Annotated in this window: 30 protein-coding genes, 1 other RNA gene and 1 pseudogene; 22 read left to right on the forward strand and 10 right to left on the reverse strand. The window is 48.4% G+C overall.

The window, feature by feature from the left end:
- The first annotated feature begins 551 nt into the window (after window positions 1-551).
- On the forward strand, window positions 552-737 hold the full coding sequence (locus SynBIOSE41_RS09205) for a hypothetical protein (RefSeq protein ID WP_186537585.1): 186 nt from the start codon (window positions 552-554) through the stop codon (window positions 735-737).
- Window positions 738-2,406: 1,669 nt separating this feature from the next.
- Here SynBIOSE41_RS09205 and SynBIOSE41_RS09210 read toward each other — a convergent pair.
- Entirely contained in the window at window positions 2,407-2,676 is a 270-nt protein-coding gene (locus SynBIOSE41_RS09210; RefSeq protein WP_186537586.1) for a hypothetical protein, read from the reverse strand.
- 458 nt (window positions 2,677-3,134) lie between these two features.
- On the opposite strand from SynBIOSE41_RS09210, the gene SynBIOSE41_RS09215 reads away from it, so the two are divergent.
- Window positions 3,135-3,362, forward strand: a complete 228-nt coding sequence (locus SynBIOSE41_RS09215; RefSeq protein ID WP_186541038.1) for a Nif11-like leader peptide family natural product precursor — start codon at window positions 3,135-3,137, stop codon at window positions 3,360-3,362.
- A gap of 641 nt (window positions 3,363-4,003) precedes the next feature.
- On the opposite strand, the gene SynBIOSE41_RS09220 is transcribed toward SynBIOSE41_RS09215, so the two are convergent.
- Window positions 4,004-4,246, reverse strand: a complete 243-nt coding sequence (locus SynBIOSE41_RS09220; RefSeq protein WP_186537587.1) for a hypothetical protein — start codon at window positions 4,244-4,246, stop codon at window positions 4,004-4,006.
- A gap of 349 nt (window positions 4,247-4,595) precedes the next feature.
- On the opposite strand from SynBIOSE41_RS09220, the gene SynBIOSE41_RS09225 reads away from it, so the two are divergent.
- The 10 genes and pseudogenes from SynBIOSE41_RS09225 to SynBIOSE41_RS09270 all read left to right on the forward strand — a co-directional run.
- Entirely contained in the window at window positions 4,596-4,844 is a 249-nt protein-coding gene (locus SynBIOSE41_RS09225; protein ID WP_186541042.1) for a Nif11-like leader peptide family natural product precursor, read from the forward strand.
- A 190-nt stretch (window positions 4,845-5,034) separates the two neighbouring features.
- Window positions 5,035-5,304, forward strand: a complete 270-nt coding sequence (locus SynBIOSE41_RS09230; protein WP_186537588.1) for a Nif11-like leader peptide family natural product precursor — start codon at window positions 5,035-5,037, stop codon at window positions 5,302-5,304.
- 117 nt (window positions 5,305-5,421) lie between these two features.
- Window positions 5,422-5,676 (forward strand): Nif11-like leader peptide family natural product precursor, encoded by a 255-nt coding sequence (locus SynBIOSE41_RS09235; RefSeq protein ID WP_186537589.1) that lies wholly within the window; start codon window positions 5,422-5,424, stop codon window positions 5,674-5,676.
- Window positions 5,677-5,911: 235 nt separating this feature from the next.
- Window positions 5,912-6,163, forward strand: coding sequence for a Nif11-like leader peptide family RiPP precursor (locus SynBIOSE41_RS09240; RefSeq protein WP_186537590.1), 252 nt, complete (start codon window positions 5,912-5,914; stop codon window positions 6,161-6,163).
- Between the two features lie 129 nt (window positions 6,164-6,292).
- On the forward strand, window positions 6,293-6,541 hold the full coding sequence (locus SynBIOSE41_RS09245) for a Nif11-like leader peptide family natural product precursor (RefSeq protein ID WP_186537591.1): 249 nt from the start codon (window positions 6,293-6,295) through the stop codon (window positions 6,539-6,541).
- 184 nt (window positions 6,542-6,725) lie between these two features.
- A complete protein-coding gene (locus SynBIOSE41_RS09250) occupies window positions 6,726-6,998 on the forward strand; it encodes a Nif11-like leader peptide family natural product precursor (protein ID WP_186537592.1) in 273 nt (90 codons plus the stop codon).
- 207 nt (window positions 6,999-7,205) lie between these two features.
- Complete coding sequence (locus tag SynBIOSE41_RS09255; RefSeq protein WP_186537593.1) at window positions 7,206-7,478, forward strand: Nif11-like leader peptide family natural product precursor; 273 nt, start codon at window positions 7,206-7,208, stop codon at window positions 7,476-7,478.
- A gap of 134 nt (window positions 7,479-7,612) precedes the next feature.
- Window positions 7,613-7,843, forward strand: a complete 231-nt coding sequence (locus SynBIOSE41_RS09260) for a Nif11-like leader peptide family natural product precursor (protein WP_186537594.1) — start codon at window positions 7,613-7,615, stop codon at window positions 7,841-7,843.
- Between the two features lie 214 nt (window positions 7,844-8,057).
- Window positions 8,058-8,327, forward strand: a complete 270-nt coding sequence (locus tag SynBIOSE41_RS09265) for a Nif11-like leader peptide family natural product precursor (protein ID WP_186541047.1) — start codon at window positions 8,058-8,060, stop codon at window positions 8,325-8,327.
- A gap of 102 nt (window positions 8,328-8,429) precedes the next feature.
- Window positions 8,430-8,498 (forward strand): annotated as a pseudogene (locus SynBIOSE41_RS09270) (Nif11 family protein); the annotation flags it as partial.
- 103 nt (window positions 8,499-8,601) lie between these two features.
- Here SynBIOSE41_RS09270 and SynBIOSE41_RS09275 read toward each other — a convergent pair.
- Window positions 8,602-8,877 carry a Nif11-like leader peptide family natural product precursor gene (locus SynBIOSE41_RS09275; RefSeq protein ID WP_186537595.1) on the reverse strand — a complete coding sequence of 92 codons (276 nt, stop codon included), beginning with the start codon at window positions 8,875-8,877 and terminating at the stop codon, window positions 8,602-8,604.
- Window positions 8,878-9,207: 330 nt separating this feature from the next.
- On the opposite strand from SynBIOSE41_RS09275, the gene SynBIOSE41_RS09280 reads away from it, so the two are divergent.
- From SynBIOSE41_RS09280 to SynBIOSE41_RS09310, 8 genes are all read left to right on the forward strand, one after another.
- Window positions 9,208-9,897 (forward strand): hypothetical protein, encoded by a 690-nt coding sequence (locus SynBIOSE41_RS09280; RefSeq protein WP_186537596.1) that lies wholly within the window; start codon window positions 9,208-9,210, stop codon window positions 9,895-9,897.
- Window positions 9,898-9,902: 5 nt separating this feature from the next.
- A complete protein-coding gene (locus SynBIOSE41_RS09285; RefSeq protein ID WP_222930524.1) occupies window positions 9,903-10,268 on the forward strand; it encodes a hypothetical protein in 366 nt (121 codons plus the stop codon).
- Entirely contained in the window at window positions 10,268-10,612 is a 345-nt protein-coding gene (locus SynBIOSE41_RS09290) for a hypothetical protein (RefSeq protein WP_186537598.1), read from the forward strand. The genes SynBIOSE41_RS09285 and SynBIOSE41_RS09290 overlap by 1 nt, the downstream gene beginning before the upstream one ends.
- Window positions 10,613-10,620: 8 nt before the next feature.
- Window positions 10,621-10,995: a hypothetical protein gene (locus SynBIOSE41_RS09295; protein ID WP_186537599.1), complete on the forward strand. Its 375-nt coding sequence runs from the start codon at window positions 10,621-10,623 to the stop codon at window positions 10,993-10,995.
- Window positions 10,982-11,323, forward strand: coding sequence for a hypothetical protein (locus SynBIOSE41_RS09300; protein ID WP_186537600.1), 342 nt, complete (start codon window positions 10,982-10,984; stop codon window positions 11,321-11,323). The genes SynBIOSE41_RS09295 and SynBIOSE41_RS09300 overlap by 14 nt, the downstream gene beginning before the upstream one ends.
- Before the next feature lie 13 nt (window positions 11,324-11,336).
- A complete protein-coding gene (locus SynBIOSE41_RS09305) occupies window positions 11,337-11,507 on the forward strand; it encodes a hypothetical protein (RefSeq protein WP_186537601.1) in 171 nt (56 codons plus the stop codon).
- A gap of 254 nt (window positions 11,508-11,761) precedes the next feature.
- The gene (locus SynBIOSE41_RS17815) at window positions 11,762-12,049 is read left to right on the forward strand and encodes a hypothetical protein (RefSeq protein ID WP_222930525.1); all 288 of its coding nucleotides are present in this window, start codon (window positions 11,762-11,764) and stop codon (window positions 12,047-12,049) included.
- 252 nt (window positions 12,050-12,301) lie between these two features.
- Window positions 12,302-12,442, forward strand: coding sequence for a hypothetical protein (locus SynBIOSE41_RS09310; protein ID WP_186537602.1), 141 nt, complete (start codon window positions 12,302-12,304; stop codon window positions 12,440-12,442).
- A 138-nt stretch (window positions 12,443-12,580) separates the two neighbouring features.
- Here SynBIOSE41_RS09310 and ssrS read toward each other — a convergent pair.
- From ssrS to SynBIOSE41_RS09325, 3 genes are all read right to left on the reverse strand, one after another.
- A non-coding RNA gene (ssrS, locus tag SynBIOSE41_RS09315) (6S RNA) lies at window positions 12,581-12,764 on the reverse strand.
- Window position 12,765: 1 nt separating this feature from the next.
- On the reverse strand, window positions 12,766-13,932 hold the full coding sequence (locus SynBIOSE41_RS09320; RefSeq protein WP_186537603.1) for a 5-(carboxyamino)imidazole ribonucleotide synthase: 1,167 nt from the start codon (window positions 13,930-13,932) through the stop codon (window positions 12,766-12,768).
- Between the two features lie 52 nt (window positions 13,933-13,984).
- Window positions 13,985-14,881: a carbohydrate ABC transporter permease gene (locus SynBIOSE41_RS09325; RefSeq protein ID WP_186537604.1), complete on the reverse strand. Its 897-nt coding sequence runs from the start codon at window positions 14,879-14,881 to the stop codon at window positions 13,985-13,987.
- 76 nt (window positions 14,882-14,957) lie between these two features.
- Between SynBIOSE41_RS09325 and aroB the strand changes: the two genes are divergently transcribed.
- Window positions 14,958-16,091, forward strand: coding sequence for a 3-dehydroquinate synthase (gene aroB, locus SynBIOSE41_RS09330; protein WP_186537605.1), 1,134 nt, complete (start codon window positions 14,958-14,960; stop codon window positions 16,089-16,091).
- Here aroB and SynBIOSE41_RS09335 read toward each other — a convergent pair whose 3' ends face one another.
- Entirely contained in the window at window positions 16,092-17,300 is a 1,209-nt protein-coding gene (locus SynBIOSE41_RS09335; RefSeq protein WP_255475692.1) for a class I SAM-dependent methyltransferase, read from the reverse strand.
- A 50-nt stretch (window positions 17,301-17,350) separates the two neighbouring features.
- Here SynBIOSE41_RS09335 and SynBIOSE41_RS09340 point away from each other — a divergent pair, with 50 nt between their 5' ends.
- Window positions 17,351-18,145, forward strand: coding sequence for a TPM domain-containing protein (locus SynBIOSE41_RS09340; protein WP_370594233.1), 795 nt, complete (start codon window positions 17,351-17,353; stop codon window positions 18,143-18,145).
- A 21-nt stretch (window positions 18,146-18,166) separates the two neighbouring features.
- Here the strand turns inward: SynBIOSE41_RS09340 and SynBIOSE41_RS09345 are convergent, their stop codons facing one another.
- From SynBIOSE41_RS09345 to SynBIOSE41_RS09355, 3 genes are all read right to left on the reverse strand, one after another.
- Window positions 18,167-18,907 (reverse strand): glycoside hydrolase family 104 protein, encoded by a 741-nt coding sequence (locus SynBIOSE41_RS09345; protein WP_186537607.1) that lies wholly within the window; start codon window positions 18,905-18,907, stop codon window positions 18,167-18,169.
- A gap of 249 nt (window positions 18,908-19,156) precedes the next feature.
- Entirely contained in the window at window positions 19,157-20,251 is a 1,095-nt protein-coding gene (locus SynBIOSE41_RS09350) for a hypothetical protein (RefSeq protein ID WP_186537608.1), read from the reverse strand.
- Entirely contained in the window at window positions 20,245-21,090 is an 846-nt protein-coding gene (locus tag SynBIOSE41_RS09355; protein ID WP_370594234.1) for a TIGR04168 family protein, read from the reverse strand. The genes SynBIOSE41_RS09350 and SynBIOSE41_RS09355 overlap by 7 nt, the downstream gene beginning before the upstream one ends.
- Window positions 21,091-21,133: the final 43 nt, after the last annotated feature.

A 21,133-nucleotide genomic window follows, 5' to 3' on the forward strand; every position in this document is an offset into this window, starting at 1 on the left:
ACGATCCCAAATAGCCAATACTCAGGTTTCACCTCTGACAGGGCCAGAACGATGAGACTTACCACAGACCAGCAATGCCTTTATCGGGAACTGATGAACATAGAGACTGATCTTTTTTATGTGTCACCTCGGGATTGTAAACAACTGGCGAAAGGACTTACTCGAATGGGAAAACAGACACCACTGCAGTTAAGGTATTGGCTCGAAGCTCTTCATACGACTGATGCTTGAGAGACTTGTAACCTTAGCCCAGCTTTGTGTTCTGACAAGGGGAGCAACGAGCAGCTCGATAAGGGTTCACTTTTACTGAAAGGATTAAAGGACGACAATCGTCAGACATGATGGCCTGACAAATGGGAAAGAGCAAAATTACTGTATGGGAAAATTGATTCTCGGTGGTGAAGCAGCGGTAGGGCGGTCAACGCACAAACTCGTTCAAATCACTGATATTGAGTCAGTCATGATCCAGTGGGTCTAAGTAGAAGTTGTGACAAATCTCCTTATGAAGTAGTGGCGTTGCTATCATTAATTAAAAGTCTCAAGACAACTCAATGACGGAAGAGCAGCCAATGAAGAAAACAACAAACAAGAACGGGTTGATTGAGGAAGAGTTAAAGGAGGTTGCAGGTGGTTACGACGTTGGCGAGGTTCCTTGTCCCTCTTATTCTTTGACTAAAAAGGAGCTCAGAGAAGTGAATGGGGGTGCTAGGGATTGCGAGGACGTATCAACATTATAAGAGTTGAACGATAAAGATACATTAAGAGGTGTTGATGGAGAACGTCATGGCCAATCAATTAATGATTAGAAAGATAACTGTGCAGGCAAATAAAATATCAACGATAAACCTAGAATAATTGAAAATTGAAAGTCAGCCTAGCAAATTCAAATAGAATTCAAATGTTCATGGTAAACTCAAATGAGCAAGCGATGCCACTGAATAAATGCACCATTGGAATAAAAACCATCTTTGTCATTATCAGGAATTGATATGACTAAATTTGGAGCAAAAGCTAGATTTGGATATTATATTCTTCTTGGGACTGCATTTTTTATCGGCTGCTACCTTCTCATAAACCTTATATTCAATTCTTTAGGCATCTCCAACCCATTCCTTCATTACCTGATTACTATAGCGATTATTGCTTTGGGAATTAGGCTATTTGCGCTTGTTTCGGTAAAAACCTGGAAAAAGAATGACCGAGAGAGATAGGCTTTCAATACTGACATAACAAAGTCCCAAGAATAGTTTTTCGTTTACAAAAAACTCTAATTATCAAAGTATTCATGCTTTATTGATTCTGCACCGTAGTCGTAAGCCAAAGCATCAGAACATTGGCATGAACACTGGATAGAACGATGTCCATATGATTTTTGCAGCCAGCCACTGCTTCTAATTCCGCTGCTGAGAGCTCGGACAAACTGGATCGGATGCCGTTCGCAAACACTCAGTACTGATCTGAATACCAGCGTCTACGGAAAGCTACACAGCATCTTCTGGAGTTGTGGCGGTTGTGATGGAATCTCTGACTTCAGGATTCGTCGAGACAAGATTGAAAAGATCTTCTGGGCTAACATAAAGAATTAAAATCTAATTAGACTCTACAATGGCATCAAAGAGGATTTAAAAAGCTAGATCTACACTTTATTGCATCTAACGGGCAATAGCCTCATGTCGCCAAAAAATGAATGATCTCTAAGTTATTAGAAAGTCATAGATTTTTGTAGAGGGTACTCATAAATAAAATTACACACGTCTTGATTTCTTGTTTTTGTAGTTAGCTAAGGGCAGCAAGGTGTACTCTCCATGATGTCTTTAGCTCGTCCAGGGGATGACAGTCTGAACCATTCCGACCACACTGAGGTGCACCTCTGACACGGCAAGGTGGTTGATACTGACTAAAGAGCAGCAATGCCTGTATCAGGAGCTGACGGACAGCGATGCTATTTTACCTAACGCCGCGGGACTGCAAACAACTGATAAAAGGGTTGTCTCGCAGGGGAGTTCAGGCACGCCAGCATCTAATGGAATGGTGTGAAGCATTGCTAGAGGCTGATGACTGAGCAAGTTCTACATTGGGCTTGTTAGGCGCTCATTTGATGTCCAGTAAGCCAAAGCTTTTGACAACAACCCAGACAGTCTCATTCTTGGTGGCTTTTATTGCGGTTATATCGTTATGGACTCTCGTACTTTTGAGATGGACACGTGATGGTGTTATTGCTCTGCAGCCTATAACTCTAGCTGATTACATATTGATACTAGGTCTGTTCGTAGCAGTTCCTCTCCTGATAATTGCTTTGTTTGTAGGGACTGCTGCTTTCGTGGCATTGAAAAGAGCTAAGCCTCAACAGAAGGCATAAGACTCTTAGGTTACTCCATTATAGAATTAATATCACTTTCTCCCAAGTCAGAAACTAATCCTCAATGGGCAGTTGTAATGATTATTACGAGCCTCAAAATTAAATCCTTCCACCATTTGGGCCTCCTGTCGATATGGCGTTGGGCTATTTCTAATTTGAGTATCTAAATTATCCAATACATCATATACTTGTCTCTGGGTATAGCCTGACTGCAGCATTACACACGCAACCGCTGCAGCCCCCTGTCCAAAATCATATCTAGCAGCATGTGCTGGAACCGCAGCAAGTAATGAAGCGAGAAGAAACAGTTTTTTCATCAGGGAATATTTGCTAGTTGAAACATGAACGAGTATTGAAAAATTGTCAAAATGCTTGCCTGTAAATCATATCTTGGCGACAGAGGGAAAACATTAGGCAATCCGATCAAGTTACCTTTCTAAGTATTGACGACAAGTTAACCGCTGTTGGCATAGGAGAAATCAATAAACCAACAGCAATAACTAAAAAAGAAATTAAGTTGGCTGAACATCGGATGATTTAGAATCATAGAAAGAAAAAGCCAGATCGCCTTAAATATTGATTATGTGTTGCTGCTGTTAGGGGGAGGAGAGAATAGTCTTACTCAAAGCTTAGTTTTACATATCATGTTTGACGAATAAGCGCATCAAAGGAGTCTTCAAATCTCTTTTGACATATCGGAGTGATTAAGCGAGTTAAACCTGTTGTGGAAGCTTTAAACGTTTGTTGCTAGAACCATTAAAGACTCGCAAAACCCATCTCCGAGGAACAACTCAAAGCTTTGATCGAAAAGGTCAAAGGCGACACCAGTCTGCAGGAGAAGATCAAAGTAGCAGGTGATGTTGACGCAGCTCTTGCAATTGCGAAAGAGGCTGGGTTTATGATTTCTGCTGATGACGTTCGGTCGTCAGTTTCAGATGATGAGCTGGAAGGCGGGGCTGGAGGTGGGTATTTGAGTTTTGAAAATCACAGACTAGTCGGCTGAGTATTTCGGGCCAATGTGAATAAGTGATGCTCCGTATCTGATGCATATCATGTTCAATTCTTAAACAATTACAGGTAGATAATTGCTTAAGGTTTTTTGCATCTGCAGTTCTATTCACAATTCACAGTTCAAATCCAAAAGCATAAATACTCTTGTTAAACGTTCTCCTGCTAAGGGTTTATTATTTTCGTAGTCCCTAGATAGCTTTTTCAGCATATTATTATATAATTCTTTGGCAATACGTTTCTCTGTTACCCCTTCATTTCCGAGTTAACAGATACTGTCTGCTACAGCAGCTGTCCTTTGACTTTGTATCTCCACTTCACTGCAAGCAGTTGCTGGGCCCGCAATGAAGAGACTAAGAAGATGGAATAACTTTTTCATAAGAGTATCTTATCCTGCATTCTTGGTTTCAGCCATTAATAATCTTTTTTGTAGCGAAAGTGTTTGACAACCTTTGGATTAGACTTTACTAACTCTCCATTACCCATTATTCCTTTCTGCCTTATCTCCTCTGTGTAACCAATATACTCCTTTTTATCCTCGTCTGGACTGCATTCTGCAAATAGCATTAACTTACCTTTGTCTTCTTTATCCCTTTTAGCTTCTAGCTCCTTTACTTCTTTTTCAAAGTCTTTTATTTACAAACCATCTCTTAGCTCAGCAGCAACTATAACTTTACCATCTTTTCTTGCTTTAAAATATTTTTCTTCAAGAGCATAATACTTGTCGTTGATTTCTTTTGCCTGGGGTTTAAACAACCTAGCAGTCTCAGCCCATTTATAATAAGCTTCATTAGCTTCTTGCTTGGTTTTATATTTGCATCCAACCAAAACAAGTATTAGCAGAAGCGATGCTAAGCGACTCATAACTATGTCATCCAATAAATCATATTTTAGGATAACAGAAAAAGTCGGCGCGGCTATATCTAATTAACACATCAAACTTAAACATTTTAAACGGGTCATATATCTCCCTCAGGGATAAATAGTGTGACGAGATTGGGCCATTGATGCAAATAACATAAACGAAAAATTACGACATTATTTCCATAGGATATGGAAGCTAATTAGATTAGTCCTAATACCTTCTGATGAACCTCTAAAGAAGACTCTGAAACGTCTTAAGCATCTATTAGGTATGCATTGAGCTCTAGGCATTTGATGTCTTTTGGATCCGTTAACAGTACATTTTAAAGGGTTTCGATATTATAGAAAATCTAAAACATGCCTAATATCAGAAGAACAACTCAAGGCGTTTCTAGAAAAGGTCATAGCAGAAACCAGCCTTCAGGAAAAGCTCAAAGCAGCTGCTGATTCAGACGCAGCTCTTGCGATTGCGAAAGAGGCGAGATTTATGATTTCTGCTGATGGCTTGAAGAACGATCAATCAGAACTTTCAGATGAGGAACTGGAAGGAGCGGCTGGGAGCGGATGTTGCGCATGCCGGCCGGGAAGCGACACCAGCCTTCATACAATTTAGAAGTGAAAGCCTCGAGCGATGTGAGCCTACTCATCAAAGCCCCTACAACTGCAGGGGCTTTTTATTTCTTCAATCACCCCAAACAGCCCACAAATCAGCCTTCAATACCTGGCATGATTGAGCGCAGTAATTGTTCACCAAAGACTTTGCTGCAGAGCGTTGCTATAACTACTCAACAGACCTGATACCATTGTCAGAAGAACAACTTAAAGCGTTCCTAGCAAAAGCGAAGGACGACCAGACAATTCAGGAAAAACTAAAAGCAGCTAAGTCACCTGAAGATGTTGTGGGCATCGCTAAAGAGCACGGACATGAATTTACTGCTGATAAGATCAACCAGCTCAGTGGTGATGAGCTGGAAGGCGTATCTGGGGGCATATTTTCTAACGGGGGGAACACCTGCACTGAAAGATACTGGGGGCATACTCCTCCGAAAAACTGTCAAGGGGCTCAATTATGAGCATCAGCTTCAAGTAGGGCTTGCTGTCCATAACTTTTTCCCCTCGGCTTCAAAACTTACACACTCAAAGCCTCTGCAGCAGACCGTTGCTATGACTGCTGAAAAGACCTGCTACTCATGTCAGAAGAGCAACTCAAAGCCTTTCTCGAAAAAGTCAAAGCTGACACCAGTCTTCAGGAGAAGCTCAAAGCTGCAGCCGATTCCGATGCAGTCGTAGCAATTGCCAAAGACCAGGGTTATCAATTTACTGCTGATAAGGTCAGCCAAGTCAGCGAATGGGAGTTAGAGAGCGCGGCTGGCGGGGAGTCTTCCTTCGTAGGTGCTTGTACTGGCTGTGAATGTATGGACTCAAACGTGTGCTTTAGTATCTGAATCGTGCGAAATAGAATCACGCCCATGAACGATTCTTTATTGGACTAACTAATTAACTTATGGCCGATGCTCCTCATCAATAAGATATTGCATCAGTAGATTTTTCTATTGACTCACTCACCCCAAAGAAGCCCACAAATTACCCGCCAATACCTGGCACACTTGAGCGCATTAATTGTTAGTTAGAAACACTTCAAGATGTCGTTGCTATAACCATTTAAGACTCCTGATAGCCATGACACAAGAACAACTCAACGCTTTCTTGGCTTGCGCCAAAAGCAACACCAAGCTTCAGGATATGCTCAAAGCTGCAGCCGATTCCGATGCAGTGGTAGCGATTGCCAAAGAAGCAGGATTTAGCATTTCTGCGGATGAGCTTAATAAGGCCTCAGAGCTTTCTGAAGAGGAGCTAGAGGGCGTTAGTGGTGGTTACTTTTACGCTTTTACTGACCGACAAGCTGGACCGGACAATCCCAGCCCCTGCTGAGGAGTTTTTCAATAGCCTGACTATTCCCATAAAGCAGCCTCAAATAATTGGCATGATTGAGCGCAGTAAGCATTAACCAAAGTTGCTGCAGCAGACCGTTGCTATAGCTACTTAACAGACCTGATACCCATGTCAGAAGAGCAACTCAAGTCATTCCTGGAAAAAGTCAAAGGCGAAGCCAGCCTTCAGGAGAAGCTCAAAGCAGCTACTAATTCTGATACAGTTCGTTTGATTGCAAAAGAGGCTGGTTTTAGTATTTCTGCTGATGACCTAAACCAGGCTCAACTAACGCTTTCTGAAGAAGAGCTAGAAGGGGCGGCTGGTGGGAAAAAACCAAAGCTTGAATATTCGAACACATCTCTTGCATGTGGTTGTTGATATTCCTGAAAGCAGAAGCTTGCGACCTCAAAGCTCTTTTTTTGAAAGAAGCTGTTTATTTCTCAAATCATACCAATAATCCCATAAATCAGCCTCCAACACTAGGCACGATTGAGCACAGTATTTGTTAGTCAGAGACAGTGCGGCAGACCATTGCTATGACTGCTGCAAAAACCTGCCACTCATGTCAGAAGAGCAACTCAAAGCCTTCCTCGAAAAGGTCAAAGGCGACACCAGTCTTCAAGAAAAGCTCAAAGCAGCTGCTGATTCTGATGCTGTTCTTACGGTTGCCAAAGAACATGGATTTAGTATCTCTGCAGATGACCTCAACAAAACTCAATCAGAGATTTCTGAAGAGGAGCTAGAAGACTCGGCTGGTTGTAGGAGGTGTGACAGCTGCGGGATATGGGGGTGGATTGGCATGGCTAAAACATGCAGAGGTCCAACACAGGGATGAAGTTGCTATCTAGTAATGAAATGGACAATACTGTTTCCGTGCTCTACTCATCAAAAGCTCCTGCCACCACAGGCGTTTCTTATTGCTTCAATAGCCTAGCTAATCCCATAAATTAGCCTTCAATACCTGGGCAATTGAGCGCGGTAAGTATTAGCTAAAGACACCGCAGCAGACCGTTGCTATATTTGCTCAAAAGATCTCATACTCATGTCAGAAGATCAACTCAAAGCTTTCCTGGAAAAGGTTAAAAGAGACACCAGTCTTCGAAATAAGCTTAAGGCAGCAACTAGTTTTGATGAGGCAATTGCTTTAGCTAAAGATACCGGATTTTCTCTTTCAGTAGAAGACGTTCAGTCATCGATGACGGACGTTGAATTGGAAGCCATTGCTGGGGGAGGAGCAAGGACCGGTACTGGACTGTCCTACTGCTGTTCGATCGATGAGTGTCCAAAGACCGCAGGAGGCAATTGCCCACGCTGAAAGGTACCTCACATATCGATATTGATTGTATCTTTGATTGTGAAGCTTCAAAAAGAGCGTATGTTTTGGTCGAAGAGTGATTGAATCTGCACAATTAAGGCTCGTTGCTGTTTTTTTAAAGACTTCCAATACCCATGCCCCTAGAACAACTCAAAGCCTTCCTTGAAAAAGTCAAAGGTGATTCCAATCTTCAGGAGAAACTAAAAGCAGCGAAGTCACCTGAAGATGTTGTAGCTATTGCTAAAGAGAATGGCCATGAATTCAATTCAGATCACCTCAGCCAGCTCAGTAAAGAGGAGCTAGAGAGTGTGGCTGGTGGCGTGACACTAAAATACAAGAATTGGTGTTACTGTACCGCACTATAAACTGGGTAGTTGAATACGTCGTTGCTTATTGTTCTGTGGATTAATATAGAACAGCCTCCACACTGAAGTCTAGGCATTGACAAAGGGTTCATTGCTTCAATTACACCCAAAAGCCGATTGATCTCCCTGCAATACTTAGCACGAATCAGCGCAGTAAGTATTATTCAAAGACTTTTGAGCAGAAAGTTGCTATGAATGCTTTGTCTCGATACCTATCTCCCTAGAACATCTCAAGGCAATCCTGGAGAAGGTCAAGACAGACATCAGCCTTCAGGAGAAGCTCAAGTCTGAGCGTGTTGATGTTGTAGCTATTACTAAGGCTGCCGGGTTTTCTATCAAACCTGACGACATAATTGCACTTCGAGAAAACACTTCTGAAAAAGAGCTAGAGGCTATCCTTGGTGGTGCCGGATCTTGCAATCCTCAGGGCGGTGCGGATCCATTCTGCACTTGGGATTTCCCCAATTTCATAAATCACAAATGACACAAAGCAAACTTGAATGCACGGCAAGATTGAGCAAAGTAAGTATTCGCCAAAGACACTGCAGCACATCTTTGCTAAAAATACTGAACAGACTTCATACACATGTCAGCAGAGCAAATCAAAGCGTTCCTGAAGAAGATCAAAGGCGACACCAAACTTCAAGAGAAGCTGAAAGCTGCTCAAATAAGGGCAATTACGCCGCTGACACGTGCTGTAGCTGGAATTGTGGCTGAACTGAAACGGTCGGTGGATTTAGCACTAGCTGTCAGCGCCCTCACAAGAGTTCGAGCCAATTGTACTGAGTTCCTGCAGCCGCAGGCGTCCCTTTACCACAACCGTCATTCTTGCCACCGGCAACAGCTTCCAATTCCTCCTCGGAAAGTTCTGACATTCTTGATTTGAATGCCGTAGTTAGATCCTCTACACTGATTTGAATACCATGATCTGCGGCAAGCTTTACAGCCTCTTCAGCGGTAGTGGCGGAGGTAATAGACTGTTTAAATTCAGAATTCGTCGCGATAAGATTCAAAAGATCTTCCTGAACTGACATGACTACATTAAAAACATATCTAACTTATAGCATTAAAATTGAAGCGGAGCTTCAAATTGCTACATCTTTTAATCATTAGCCTGCCGTCCAAATCAACCGAACGACGACATAAAAGCTGATTGACTCTAAGAGCAATTTTTTAGATTCTAGCAATAGTGGGTTTCTTGAATAATCAGAGCCGATCGCTTGTTTGTAAGCCTTCTCTTGATTTTTTAGTTACCAATGGGCAGCAGGGTTTGGTCATCCTGCTGTCTCTACCACATAGACCACACATACATAATCAGAAGATTACTGTTCTGATTGATTTGAACGAACATTTATTTATTGAATATGACTGATAGTTTTAACAGGGGTGCAACAGTTACTCCTGATATTGGATATGACCCAGCAACTGGTGAAGAGTACATCGATTATGACAATGCTGATATTGCCTGGGCTGGTCACAGAGATGCTGTCCTTACTGAATTTGACCGCCACCAAGACGAGTTGCTAAGTATCAACGAATTTAACGGAGAGCTAGAACATGAGTTCGAAAACACGCACAGTGAGGACTTTCTTAGAGGAAGCGAGTTACCTCCCCAAGACATTGATCAGCTCAAATCTATTGTCGGTGATTCTGAGCAATACGGAGCTCTTACACAATGGGCAGCTAACAATGTCCATCCAGAGTTCGTCGAACAGTTTAACAACATTATGCTGTCAAACGACTATCCACAGATGGAGGAGGCTATCCAAGTCCTGTACAACCTCTACTTAGAGAACTGGACAGCAGAAGATGCATATGACAGTGAAGAGTACCAGGAACAGGACTTTGACCAGGAACAAGCTGATATTGAGTACAACACTTCAGTCATGGAACATTTCTCTGAAGAGGGTTATCAAGAGATGGTGTCTTGGGCTAGTGAGAATTTATCTCCTGCTGATATTGCTGCTTACGATCGCGCAATGGATTCACCAGATCATGACTATAAAACTCAAATGATCCAATGGCTTGAAGAAACCTATAACAACGCTAACTGAAACTAATGATTAAAAACACGAAAATGGAACTTGATTTGAACAATCCTGCTGTTGTTGAGAAGCTACTTAATGCTGATGTTGTCGGCGGCTTTCCAAAAAAGGAGGCACAACAGATAGAAGAGAAAATTAAAGCAAAACAAAAGCTTGCTTCATTCACGATGAAACTTGCTCAAAGTAATATTGAAGCACTTAAACGACAAGCTGCTTCAAAAGGTCTGGAATGGAAGATCTACCTGCAAAAGGAAATTGAATCAAAGATCCTTAAAGGCAAGATCGGAGCACCCACTATCCAGACACCCTCTATTGGTGCTGAACCCTTGGACAAAATTAAAGGCCCCAGTCCTACTTCACGCATCCGAAGGATTGGCTAATGGAAGAGGAAGAACTTATCTTATGTTGTCCTCACTGCAACAGTGAGCTTGGTATTGATGAAGCAGGAGACCTGTTTATTATTGAGTTACCTGAATTAGAAGCTAATGAATCAAGAGGTATTAGTGGTCTTAAGGTCCAGCATTCTGGCGCTACTCCACGTGACCTAGCACTCTTCAACCAACAGCAAAACAAGATTAGAGAATCACTAACAGATGTACCTTTCCTCGGTAATGATCCAAGGATGCTGTCAAAAGAAGCTGCTGCTGCTGATCAAGCAATTACAGATGCCAACAACAAAGACATAAAGAAACGAGCTATCACACCAACTAAGAAAGCAAAATGATTAAACCAATGAATTTCACCAAAGAAAAACCTAAGGGTAAATTAGATATCCTTTGCTCAGCCCGTGTAAGACTTCGGGATGATCAGCGTAAGCTCCTGAAGGATGCTTATAACACGATTAGGAACACCAATACACCTGAACCTCTAGCTGCCATTGGTGGTTCAACAGTCAAGACAAGTACTGCTTATCAAATTAATTCGCATCTAGCTCTTTCTGATATCACTATTCGTGATTTGATTAATACTAGGGAGAGCATTCAAATCGTTACTGTCCTTTCTCTTCAAGCTGCACTAGGAGTTGAGGCACTTACCAAGGAAGAGGTGATGAAAGCTTTTCAAGGGTACTGTGATTACATTTTTTTGATTGGCAATGACGGGCAATGATTACGGCGGGTTTGTTGAACGGACACCACTTTCTGAAAGGCTGTCTGTTGAACCTGGAACAAAGAAAGCTAAAACTGCCATTCAACGTCCAAGACGGGAAGGTATTAAAGGTGGTCTGACTGCGCTCCAGGTGAATTATCAGAAGCCTGTTAAGCGCAAACGTAAGGGACAACCTGACAACCTGACTGAGGGTTATGAGGAAGGATCTGAAGGTTATGAAACTTGGCTTGAAGAACACGAGCAGCCAGGTATTGAAGGTCTAACAGGTGAAGAGAAACACTTCCTTTCCATGCTCAATAACGACGAACTAACAGACAATTTCTTTTAGAACCTAACTACCCATGACTAACATCCAAGAAAAACTTGATGACGCAGTGGCTGCATTTAAAAAGAATGCCGAAACTTACGAAAAGCTCGGTCAACAACTCCTAGTACAACAGGGTGCTATCCAAACTCTGGAACAGTTGTTGAAGGATGAGCAGTCAGAACGTTCTGCACCCGCTTCTGATTGATTCAAGCGCAGCGCCTCATGCGTGGTCTTCTGGTGGGAGACAAAATTAGATCAAGGCAAGTTTGTTTATAGTGAACAGTCGAGCTGATTTCTATCTAGAGACAGCACGTAAAACAACTTTGAGACAGTACCTAACGATGCTGTCTCACTTAAAGGCTGACTAGAAGTTAGAAACACAATGGAACCGAAGGGTGGACGGGACCTGAGTGTTTGATGGAGCATTACCGTCTCAGCCTATTTTTTATATTGAAATGAATGAACGTAGATCGATCCTTTATTACATCACAAGCGGATGCGTACCACGATAAATTCGTCAATGCACTTCAGGGACTAAGAAGCGAAACTGGTATTGCTAAAGAGTTTCTATTTCTAGACCTCTCTGAATCGATCAAGATGGCCAATCTACTCAAGGATAATTACGGTGAGTATTTAACTGGCCAAGCAGAAGTTAAAGTCAAACACATCACTGCTAGGTCAATTCAACAGTGGATGGCATTCCTCAAGATCGATAACTCTAAGAATAACCTAATCAAAGCTTATTAATGTCTAATTACAACCAAATTGTAGACGGTATTCAGGATCAAATCAATGACCTAGAAGCTGCTAAAGCAAACTATGAAAGCCAGATGCTCCTAATCCAGGCTGAAGTACAGAAGATCCCGCAGCAGATGCTGATCTAGAAGCGTTGCGTGACAGGACCCAGAGCCTCTCCGGTAACGCTGTGGACCTCAACATCAATCTGAACGTCACAGTCAACGGTGCATCGATTCGTAGCCACTCCACACCTGTTGGCCAATGAGCGGCTCTCAGTACCTCAAACGCCTAGAGCTGGCTCAAGTGGATGAGGAGAACTATCAGACCCAGTACCTCAAGCGTGTCGATGTGGTGGAGGTGCTGGATCAAGACGGGAACCTATTCCCCTTTGAGTCCGAATGACCCCGCACCTGTCCTCTATTTTCTTGTATCAGAGTGAACCTTTTACACATTCCTCAACCAATCTCTGAAAGAAGGTTGTGGGTGGTTTTGTGGGTGGTTTGCTGTTTTGGACTTCGCTGAAAACCCTTGCTGTAATTGGGGTGGACCGCCCGACCGTGCAAGCCTCCGGCTTCGACCTGGAGTTACCAGAAGGGGCGACAAAGCGAGGATTCGTTTCCGGCTACAAGGCCGGTCTACGGCACCTTCACGACAGTCACCCCAAGTCGAAAGAGAGTCAGATCAGAGCACTAGAGAAAGGCTGTCACCAACCAGGCAGTCCAACATCAATTTAAGGGATTCGGCCAGACCGCACGTATTTGCTTCAGAAGGCTTTGAGCTTCCTCGCCCCGAGCCTCGGAATCGGCTTGTTCAAGCAGCACTGTCACATGACCAACCTTCCTTCCAGGCATTTCCTCCTTCCCATACCAATGCAGGTGGCACCTGGGGATGGCCTCCAGAGCAGAAAGCCTTGACTTCAGCGGTTCGCTGCCCTCAGAAGACAGACCAAGAAGATTCACCATGAGAGCGCCTGGCACCACAAGATCCGATGCCGGCACTGGCAACTCTCCTGTAATGCAGAGCTGCTGATCGAACTGACTGCTGCTGCACGCCTCAATGGAGAAATGACCGGAGTTGTGTGTGCGTGGGGCGATCTCATTCACCATCAGACCTGCTGGACCATAAAAGAACTCAAGCGCCATCACTCCCACGTAGTTGAGGCTTGTGAGCAGTGAAGCAGCAATGTTGTATGCGGTGGCTTCCAACAATTGCTCCGACTCTGCAGGAGCGAGAACCCAGTCACAAACCTGATTCTTCTGATGGGTTTCCACCAGTGGCAGGCTACGGATTCGTCCCTGCTGGTCACGACTGACCACCAGCGCCAGTTCACGTTCATAAGTGACCCAGGCTTCCAGCAACCAATCCTCAACTGAAACTCTGCTCAACAGTTCCTGAAGAGACTTGAGATCTGCGAGCACGCAGGTTCCCTTGCCGTCGTAACCGCCATGGGCTGCTTTCGCCATGACCGGAAACGTCCAGCCAGAGGGCAGAGTCGGTGAGTCGGTGTTGATCTCATCCAGTGCTATCCAAGCCGGACTTGGAATCGCCAGATCATCCAGCATTCGGCGTTGAGACAGCTTGTTCACCAACGGCAGCAGACTGTCAAGAGAAGGGGAAAACAGCACTCCATCTCGGTCCAGTACCCGCAGGGCTTCAACGGGTATCCACTCATTTTCAAACGTGATGTGTTGGCAGCGCTTCAGCAATTCAGCAGTTGCAGCAGCATCTGTCGCTGCACCCAGGACTTGCCCCTGAGCGACAGACATCGCCGGATCCTGGCCGGATGCGCTTTGCACGATCACATCAATATTGCGCGACTGTGCTGCTTGACACAGCATCAGTGCGAGCTGCCCACCCCCAACAACGCCAATTGTTCCGGCAGCGCTAGCCATGGCCACTGATCTCCTCCTCTGAAGCTTGCCATCCGACCCTCTGAGCAGTCGTCTAAATCAGTGACCGTTCCTCAGTGAAGGCAAACCTGATGGCCGTCAGCAGCAAGACAATCAGGAACAGGGCAAGACCAACAGTGCAGGCATAGCTGATCTCAAGCTCTGCAAAAGCCTGGTCATACACGTAATAAACAAGGGTTCTGGTTGAGTCGGCAGGTCCACCCTGCGTCATCAGAAACACCTCCTCAAAAACCTTGGTGGCAGCAATGGCTGACATCACTGCCACCAGAGTCACGTACGGACGCAGCAATGGAAGAGTGATGTCGAGATGTTTCCTCCACCCTTCACTGCCATCCAATTCCGCGGCCTCGTAGAGCTCCTTGGAAATTCCCTGAAGACCTCCAAGAAAGATCACCATGTAATACCCCAGACCCTTCCAGAGGGTCACGAGCATCACCGATGGGAGTGCCAGCAGAGGGTTGGTCAGAAACTCAATGGGAATGAAGCCTGAGCCGATCAGTGCTTCGAGCCAGCCATTGATCAGGCCGTTCTCTGCGTACAGCCAACGGAAGGCGATGGCTGCGACAACGATCGACACCAGCACGGGTGTGTAGAACGCAGCTCTGAGCCAATGAATGCCAGGCAGAACCCGATTCACCAGTACAGCCAAGGCCAGGGCACCGACAACGATTGGCGGCACCACCCCCACGAGGTAGATGATGGTGGTGCCCAGCACCCGATAAAACATCGGATCACCAGCAAGTCTGCGCAGGTTGGCCAGGCCGATGAATCGCAGCGGCTCTGACACATCAAGCCCTGTCTGCGTGAAGCTGATCAACAGAGCCATGGCTGCCGGAATCAACACCGAAAGACTCAGCAGTGTGAGCGCAGGCGCAAGAAAGGCCCAGGCTGTCAGTGTTGTCCGGCGATCTGGCCTGGAGACAGAATTCATCCAACTCAAAGGCATCGGGCTGAGGATAGGGTCAGTCGATCGAATCGCCTGCGGATTGCCACCGCAGCATCGGCCCATGAGCACGCGCACAGCGCAGGCAGCTGAGTTGCAGGAACGCACCAGGATCACGGTTGCCCTCGAGATCAACCCCTATGACGTGATCATCGGCAGCTCGATGGTGGGAGCGATCGGAAGCGCTCTCAACGACCTATCGATTCGATCCGGCACCAAGATTCTTGTGGTCAGCAATCCTGATGTCGCCGGTCCCTACGGCGACAGCTGCCTGAACGGACTCAGAGCTGCAGGCTTCAACCCTGTGCTGCTGGAAATCGAAGCGGGCGAAGAACAAAAAACACTGCAAACACTGAGCTTGATCCTCGACAAGGCACAGCAGGAGGGTCTTGAGCGCACCTCCCTGATGCTGGCATTAGGAGGTGGCGTTGTCGGTGACATGACTGGCTTCGCAGCCGCATGCTGGCTGCGCGGCATCGGCATCGTTCAGGTTCCGACCACTCTCCTGTCGATGGTGGATGCCTCCATCGGTGGCAAGACCGGTGTGAACCATCCAAAGGGAAAGAATCTGATCGGAGCCTTCCACCAGCCACGCCTGGTGGTGATTGATCCTCTGACACTGAACACGCTTCCTGTCAGGGAATTCCGGGCTGGAATGGCGGAAGTGATCAAATACGGAGTGATCGGAGACCCCGACCTGTTCAGGCGTCTGGAAGAAGCCTCTGACCTCTCCGATCCTGCAGCCATGGATCCGACATTGCTCCACGACATCCTTGTGCTCTCAGCGGAAGCCAAGGCATTGGTGGTCGCCGACGATGAAAGGGAAGGTGGCCGCCGCGCAATCCTTAACTACGGCCATACCTTCGGACATGTGGTTGAGACCCTGACCGGATACGGAACGTGGCTGCATGGCGAAGCCGTGGCGATCGGCATGGCAGCAGTTGGGCGCCTCGCCGTCCAGAAAGGTCTCTGGTGTGAAGCTGATCAACAGCGCCAGCTGAAACTCATCGAGAAGGCCGGTTTACCCGTGGCCTGGCCGCCCCTTGATCAGGAAGCCGCACTGCGGACCTTGCAAGGCGATAAGAAGGTTCGGCACGGGCGACTGCGTTTCGTCCTGCCGACCCGGATCGGCAACGTGATCATCAGTGACGAAATCAGCACCGAGGATGTCAGTCGCTGCCTTGCATCCCTGAACTGATCAGCTCGGTTCCCGCAGGAAACGACTGTCGAGGAGTCCATTGTCCGCTGCAGTTGGTGCGTTGCGCAGAAAGGCGAACCAACGCAGCTCACCAAGACAACTGGGGTCGACAAGTCTCAGCAGGGCTTCTCTTCGACGCAGTGCTTCAGCCAGCTGATCAGCAGGCAGCTGCTGCAGTGCTGTCAGCCGCTCCGCCAGGCCCAACGCAAGCAGGGCTTCACCCTGACGGCACTGGCCGGCAAAAATCCAGCCAGCCTCTGAGGCAGCTCCAACAAGGGATTCCAGGCACAGGTGAGCAGTGATGTCCTGACAACCCGCATCACGCAGAACATCAGATGATGCCTGTTGGCATTTGTAGGCCACAAGCGTTCCATCAGCACGCCGAGGGTTGTAGTAGCGGCTTGACTCCAGGGCATAGTCCACCACCAGCAACAGGCCATCGTTCATGGCTGCAAAGGCCTGCTTCATCCAGGGCTGAACGGAATGATGCCATTCCGTCGTCCATCCCTCCATGGCTCCCCTTGGCGGCAGGTTGAGAGCATCACGATCCGCATACTCCCTGATCTGCTCCTGCAGTGGCGGTGGCAATGGATCGTCATCCCACCTCAGAAGGGGGACCGATGCTTCTGATGTCTCGAGAGTGACCATCTGACGCCGGAGCGATCCACCTCTCAGGATGAGGCGTTCAACCGGCAGAGCATCAAGCAGCTCATGGGCCAGCATGATGCCGTTGACCGGTTCAGCCACAAGTTCCTGCATGGAAGACCAGCGGCAGGGAATATTGCCCACTGACTGGAGACGCTCCCTTTGGCGGAGCTGCATCCCGGGGTTGATTTCAATGAGCACACACTCCAGGCGCGACAGCCATTCAGCTTCTGAAGCCTGGAGAAGGGGGATCAACTGAGCGATCAGATCACCTTCACCTGGCCCCACATCCACGATTGACAGCAGGGAATCTGGATGGCGAGCCGCCAGATCCTCAAGCCAATCGGTCAGCTGATGAATCAGAAGGCCGGCGAAATCGTCACCGAGAGATGGAGACGTGACGAAATCTCCAGCCGTGCCCACATGCAGTTGACCACTTCCGTAGGCGCCGTGATCCGGGTCATGCATTGCCCATTCCATGAAGGTGGAGAAGGGCACCCGCAGGCCATGTTGTTGCAGTCGTTCCCGCAGCCATTCGGGGCAGGGCACATCAAAGGCCTTCATGTGGTGAGAATGGCGTGCATTCGCTCTGAATCATGGGTGTCCAAGCAATGATGCGTGGCTTAAAGGCCCTGTTGAGCCTGTCGGTCCTGCTGGTGATGTTCGCCGCGCCTGCCGCTGCAATCGACAATCCAGAACTGCTGCCGGACCATCCGACGCCGGTGATTGACCTTGCCAAGGCTTTGAGCCAGACGCAGCGCCAGTCACTGGAAACCTCTCTCGACGCCTTTGAGCAACGCAGCGGCTGGAAGCTGAGAGTGCTGACGCAATACGAGCGAACTCCGGGACTAGCCGTGAAGGACTTCTGGGGGCTTGATGAACGCAGCCTGCTGCTGGTGGCGGATCCGCGTGGGGGCAATCTGCTCAACTTCAATGTGGGCGATGCCCTGTTTGCGCTGATGCCACGCACGTGGTGGGTTGAACTACAGACCCGCTACGGCAATCAGTTTTATGTGAAGGATCACGGAGAGGACGGCGCCATCCTGGCGGCACTGGATGCGGTGGAACTCTGCTTGGATCGTGGCGGATGCCAGGTTGTACCGGGCCTGCCGACGGAACAGTGGCTCTGGACGCTCAGCACTTCAATCCTGGGTGGTCTGATTGCTGGCTTCGCGGCCTATCCACGCAAAGAAGGTGAGCGAATTGCCTGGGGCTGGCTCCTGTTGCTCTCGCCGCTGTGGGTGATGCTTTTCGGAGTGTTCGGCGTTGGCCCCGTCGTGACGCGCACCAGTGAGTTGTTACCGCTGATTCGCAACGGCATGGGATTCATGGCTGGAGGAATCGGTGCCTATCTGATCGCCGGAGCGACGGTTGGACGCAAACTGAACGAATCCAACCAGGATGGCTGAGTCAGGCGGGAAGCCTCAGGGCTACTTGCACGAAAAGGCTGGACCTAGGCAATCTGAAACAGCATCTAGGTTGGCTCGACCGGATTTCTGTGCCGAAAGAGCTGAGCGACGCTCATCACGAATCTTGCGCAACTGGGCAAGATTCACGTTGAAAAATCCTTGCAGATTGGCAAATCGCTTCACAGGTTGTCCGTAATAACTTCTTCCACGCAATGTGGGAAAGGAAGCCCACTCGGGAGCCAACTTCGCTGCAAGGTGCGGACTCATCACACCGCTGTCAGTCAGCTTCAGAGCTTTACGTCGTTGAATCAGAAAAAGTGCACCCTGGTCCTGAACTTCGGGACCAAACCCTCTGACGCCTAGACGGCGTTTGACCATATCCCAAGTGAATGGCATGAACTGGTATGCACCAGCAGCAGCACTTGCGTAACGGGAGGAATAGATCACACGGTTGGGGTGGCGATCCATGGATGGCATCAGACCACCGCCGAACATGACGCGATAGCCAAGATCATGACCACCCTTCCAGGTGCCTTCCGCGAAGCGGATCGTATTGAGCATTGCGCGACGCTCAGGAGTAATGACGTAAGGAAGAGCCGAGGTCTTGGCATCTTCCTCAAGCATCACCAGCCTGGAACGGGAGCTTTCCAATGCAGGAAGAGCTGCACGTGACTCTGGAGCAGGGAGAATGGTGAGCAGTGGAACAACACTTGCAACAGCGCCTGGAATACAACGACAGGCGGTGAGAGCAAGGGAAGTCATACGGAGCAATCAAGGAACAAAACCGAACATCGAAATCACAAGGGAAGTGAGCTCAATGCCTGATTCGTTGGATTCAATGAATCCAGTGCTGCAAAACACGGGCAAACTGTGTCGAACCGATCCCATCGATCACAGGGGCCCTGTGACAGGCGGACGATCGTCATGGGGGTCTGTGCGTGGCAAACCAGGCGCAAAAGTCCAGGGACAGAAATGCTTTGAAGCGCAGATAAGCTGACTTAATTGAAAAAATCAGCCTTGCTTAACAGTGTTGGCTGCGACCAAGTGAATCGCCTCGGCAGCTTGGACGGCCCCGGCGGCTTTCAGAGGCTCACCAGCAGCAGGTTCCAGAGGCTGATCCAGCTTCCAATCACCTTGTTCCAGGGATTGCCGAGTGAGGATCCTGTGGGCCGCATGCCTTCGCAAACCGTTCATCAGTGCTGACGCTTCAGCAAATCCCTGACGTTCCACCACGTGAAGTCCGAGACCACAGGCCATCGCCTCACAAAAACTGCTGAATCCTGGCTTGCCGAGAAGTCGATCACAGAACGGCATCACATCCAGAAATCGGAGCGTCTCAGGCAAGAGCAGAACATTCGAGATCTGAGCAAGCTGCTCGAACAACCTGGAATCCTGGGGTGCAGGCAACAGGAACAGACGTTCAGGCCAGCGCGTGAAAAGGTCAGGTCGAAGGGAAAAGCCGAGACCACCAAAACCCACCAGCACTTTCTTTCGAACATCAGCGCGAAGACGCCGCTCCAGATCCAATGGCAACGACCTTGGATCTGCTGACACAAGACCCAGCGCCTGTTCAGGCAGCGACCAATTCATGGCTAACGACAAGGGACAGCGCAGCAGAAGCGATCCGCACTGGTATGCCGACGTGGCTCTGTCGGCCCAGGCAAGAAAGGCACCACCAAGGGGTGCATAAATCTCATCCCAGCCAAAGTTGCCCATCCAGACCAGGGGGACACTCAGCTGGCGGGCAAGCTCAGCTGCAGCAGGGGGAACATCAGCGACAACAACACACTGGCTGTCCTGTGAGCGAATCCAGTCAACCTCGCGTTGCACCCGCTTGGGGAGGTCGTTCTCGAGTTGCTGAAGAGCTTGCAGTGTGGCCTGCTGATCGATACCCAGGGCATCGGCCTGCAGCATGCCCACATCCCAGCGAACCGATCGTCTGCTGACTGGAACATCGCGCAGTACAAGAGCGAGAAAGGCTTCGTCCACGCTCGAACTGATCACCAGATGCCAGTCGGGCTGGAGTCGGTGCAACTGAATGAGAACAGCAGCCTGACGGGCGGCATGGCCGTAGCCATGGGTACTGACGCAGACATAAATCAACATGGCGCCTGCCCTGTCATGGCAGCATGAAGCAGCGTCTGTTCATAGATCAGTTCACCACTGGGTCGGTACCAACGGTGACTGATCAACGCTGGTTCAGTCCCTGCGAACTCGACCCAGGTGAGGTGATGCAGCGGCTGCCCGGATTGATCCAAACCAACTCTTGGCACGCATGCAGCATTCACGAAGCAAGTGCCTCTGCGGTCCCGGTGAAAAGTAATCCTTTCTCCGCGTCGTCCCTTGAGCTGATGGTGCATGTGGCCAAACACCACAAGGTCTGCTGGACGGGTTTGCTGCATGCGATCCAGAGCCAAGGCCAGATCCCGATCACCCCAGTCGATATGAGGCTGCTTCCAGTCGCGACCACAGAGGCTGTTCGCCTCTGATCCCAGCCCCGTGGGACCCGAATGCGCCAGCACCACCAGTGGCCAGTCCGCGGGGGCCTTGCCGGCAGCATCAACGATCCAATCGGCCGATTGTGTTTCTGTGATTGGCCCGAACACCGCTTTCACGGCCTGCGAGAGGTGAAATCCACCCCCTGCGCTGCAAGGTCGGGCACCAACCACAGCCAGTCTGGGCTGGCTCCATTTCCTTAATGTCCATGGACAGTGCCGAGCACCCAGCATCGTGATCTGCTGTTGCAGCAGACCACCGCTTCTGTCGCGTCCACGGTCATGATTTCCAAGCAGGACGGCCACAGGCAGCGACAGTTGGGTGATGCTCTTGACCAGGCGCAGATCTCCATCACTGAGATCTCCAACAAAAAGGAGTGCATCCGGTTGCAGTCGCTCAATCAGATCCACATCTCCCTTCCCCCAGTCACCATGGAGGTCTCCGGCAATGGCAACACGGAGTGATGTCAGAACGACTTCTAGGCTGGTGCCA

This window comes from Synechococcus sp. BIOS-E4-1, assembly GCF_014279995.1.
Lineage (GTDB): Bacteria > Cyanobacteriota > Cyanobacteriia > PCC-6307 > Cyanobiaceae > Synechococcus_C.

What these genes read in the sequence shown, in the direction of transcription:
- SynBIOSE41_RS09205 (WP_186537585.1), top strand. Translation starts at nt 552, where the DNA reads ATGACGGAAGAGCAGCCAATGAAGAAAACAACAAACAAGAACGGGTTG.
- SynBIOSE41_RS09235 (WP_186537589.1), top strand. Translation starts at nt 5,422, where the DNA reads ATGTCAGAAGAGCAACTCAAAGCCTTTCTCGAAAAAGTCAAAGCTGAC.
- SynBIOSE41_RS09275 (WP_186537595.1), bottom strand. Translation starts at nt 8,877, where the DNA reads ATGTCAGTTCAGGAAGATCTTTTGAATCTTATCGCGACGAATTCTGAA.
- SynBIOSE41_RS09345 (WP_186537607.1), bottom strand. Translation starts at nt 18,907, where the DNA reads ATGACTTCCCTTGCTCTCACCGCCTGTCGTTGTATTCCAGGCGCTGTT.
- SynBIOSE41_RS17815 (WP_222930525.1), top strand. Translation starts at nt 11,762, where the DNA reads ATGAACGTAGATCGATCCTTTATTACATCACAAGCGGATGCGTACCAC.
- SynBIOSE41_RS09305 (WP_186537601.1), top strand. Translation starts at nt 11,337, where the DNA reads ATGACTAACATCCAAGAAAAACTTGATGACGCAGTGGCTGCATTTAAA.
- SynBIOSE41_RS09240 (WP_186537590.1), top strand. Translation starts at nt 5,912, where the DNA reads ATGACACAAGAACAACTCAACGCTTTCTTGGCTTGCGCCAAAAGCAAC.
- SynBIOSE41_RS09300 (WP_186537600.1), top strand. Translation starts at nt 10,982, where the DNA reads ATGACGGGCAATGATTACGGCGGGTTTGTTGAACGGACACCACTTTCT.
- SynBIOSE41_RS09335 (WP_255475692.1), bottom strand. Translation starts at nt 17,300, where the DNA reads ATGAAGGCCTTTGATGTGCCCTGCCCCGAATGGCTGCGGGAACGACTG.
- SynBIOSE41_RS09295 (WP_186537599.1), top strand. Translation starts at nt 10,621, where the DNA reads ATGAATTTCACCAAAGAAAAACCTAAGGGTAAATTAGATATCCTTTGC.
- SynBIOSE41_RS09340 (WP_370594233.1), top strand. Translation starts at nt 17,351, where the DNA reads ATGCGTGGCTTAAAGGCCCTGTTGAGCCTGTCGGTCCTGCTGGTGATG.
- SynBIOSE41_RS09245 (WP_186537591.1), top strand. Translation starts at nt 6,293, where the DNA reads ATGTCAGAAGAGCAACTCAAGTCATTCCTGGAAAAAGTCAAAGGCGAA.
- SynBIOSE41_RS09350 (WP_186537608.1), bottom strand. Translation starts at nt 20,251, where the DNA reads ATGTTGATTTATGTCTGCGTCAGTACCCATGGCTACGGCCATGCCGCC.
- SynBIOSE41_RS09255 (WP_186537593.1), top strand. Translation starts at nt 7,206, where the DNA reads ATGTCAGAAGATCAACTCAAAGCTTTCCTGGAAAAGGTTAAAAGAGAC.
- SynBIOSE41_RS09260 (WP_186537594.1), top strand. Translation starts at nt 7,613, where the DNA reads ATGCCCCTAGAACAACTCAAAGCCTTCCTTGAAAAAGTCAAAGGTGAT.
- SynBIOSE41_RS09210 (WP_186537586.1), bottom strand. Translation starts at nt 2,676, where the DNA reads ATGAAAAAACTGTTTCTTCTCGCTTCATTACTTGCTGCGGTTCCAGCA.
- SynBIOSE41_RS09325 (WP_186537604.1), bottom strand. Translation starts at nt 14,881, where the DNA reads ATGAATTCTGTCTCCAGGCCAGATCGCCGGACAACACTGACAGCCTGG.
- SynBIOSE41_RS09250 (WP_186537592.1), top strand. Translation starts at nt 6,726, where the DNA reads ATGTCAGAAGAGCAACTCAAAGCCTTCCTCGAAAAGGTCAAAGGCGAC.
- SynBIOSE41_RS09310 (WP_186537602.1), top strand. Translation starts at nt 12,302, where the DNA reads ATGAGCGGCTCTCAGTACCTCAAACGCCTAGAGCTGGCTCAAGTGGAT.
- SynBIOSE41_RS09285 (WP_222930524.1), top strand. Translation starts at nt 9,903, where the DNA reads ATGATTAAAAACACGAAAATGGAACTTGATTTGAACAATCCTGCTGTT.
- aroB (WP_186537605.1), top strand. Translation starts at nt 14,958, where the DNA reads ATGAGCACGCGCACAGCGCAGGCAGCTGAGTTGCAGGAACGCACCAGG.
- SynBIOSE41_RS09320 (WP_186537603.1), bottom strand. Translation starts at nt 13,932, where the DNA reads ATGGCTAGCGCTGCCGGAACAATTGGCGTTGTTGGGGGTGGGCAGCTC.
- SynBIOSE41_RS09280 (WP_186537596.1), top strand. Translation starts at nt 9,208, where the DNA reads ATGACTGATAGTTTTAACAGGGGTGCAACAGTTACTCCTGATATTGGA.
- SynBIOSE41_RS09290 (WP_186537598.1), top strand. Translation starts at nt 10,268, where the DNA reads ATGGAAGAGGAAGAACTTATCTTATGTTGTCCTCACTGCAACAGTGAG.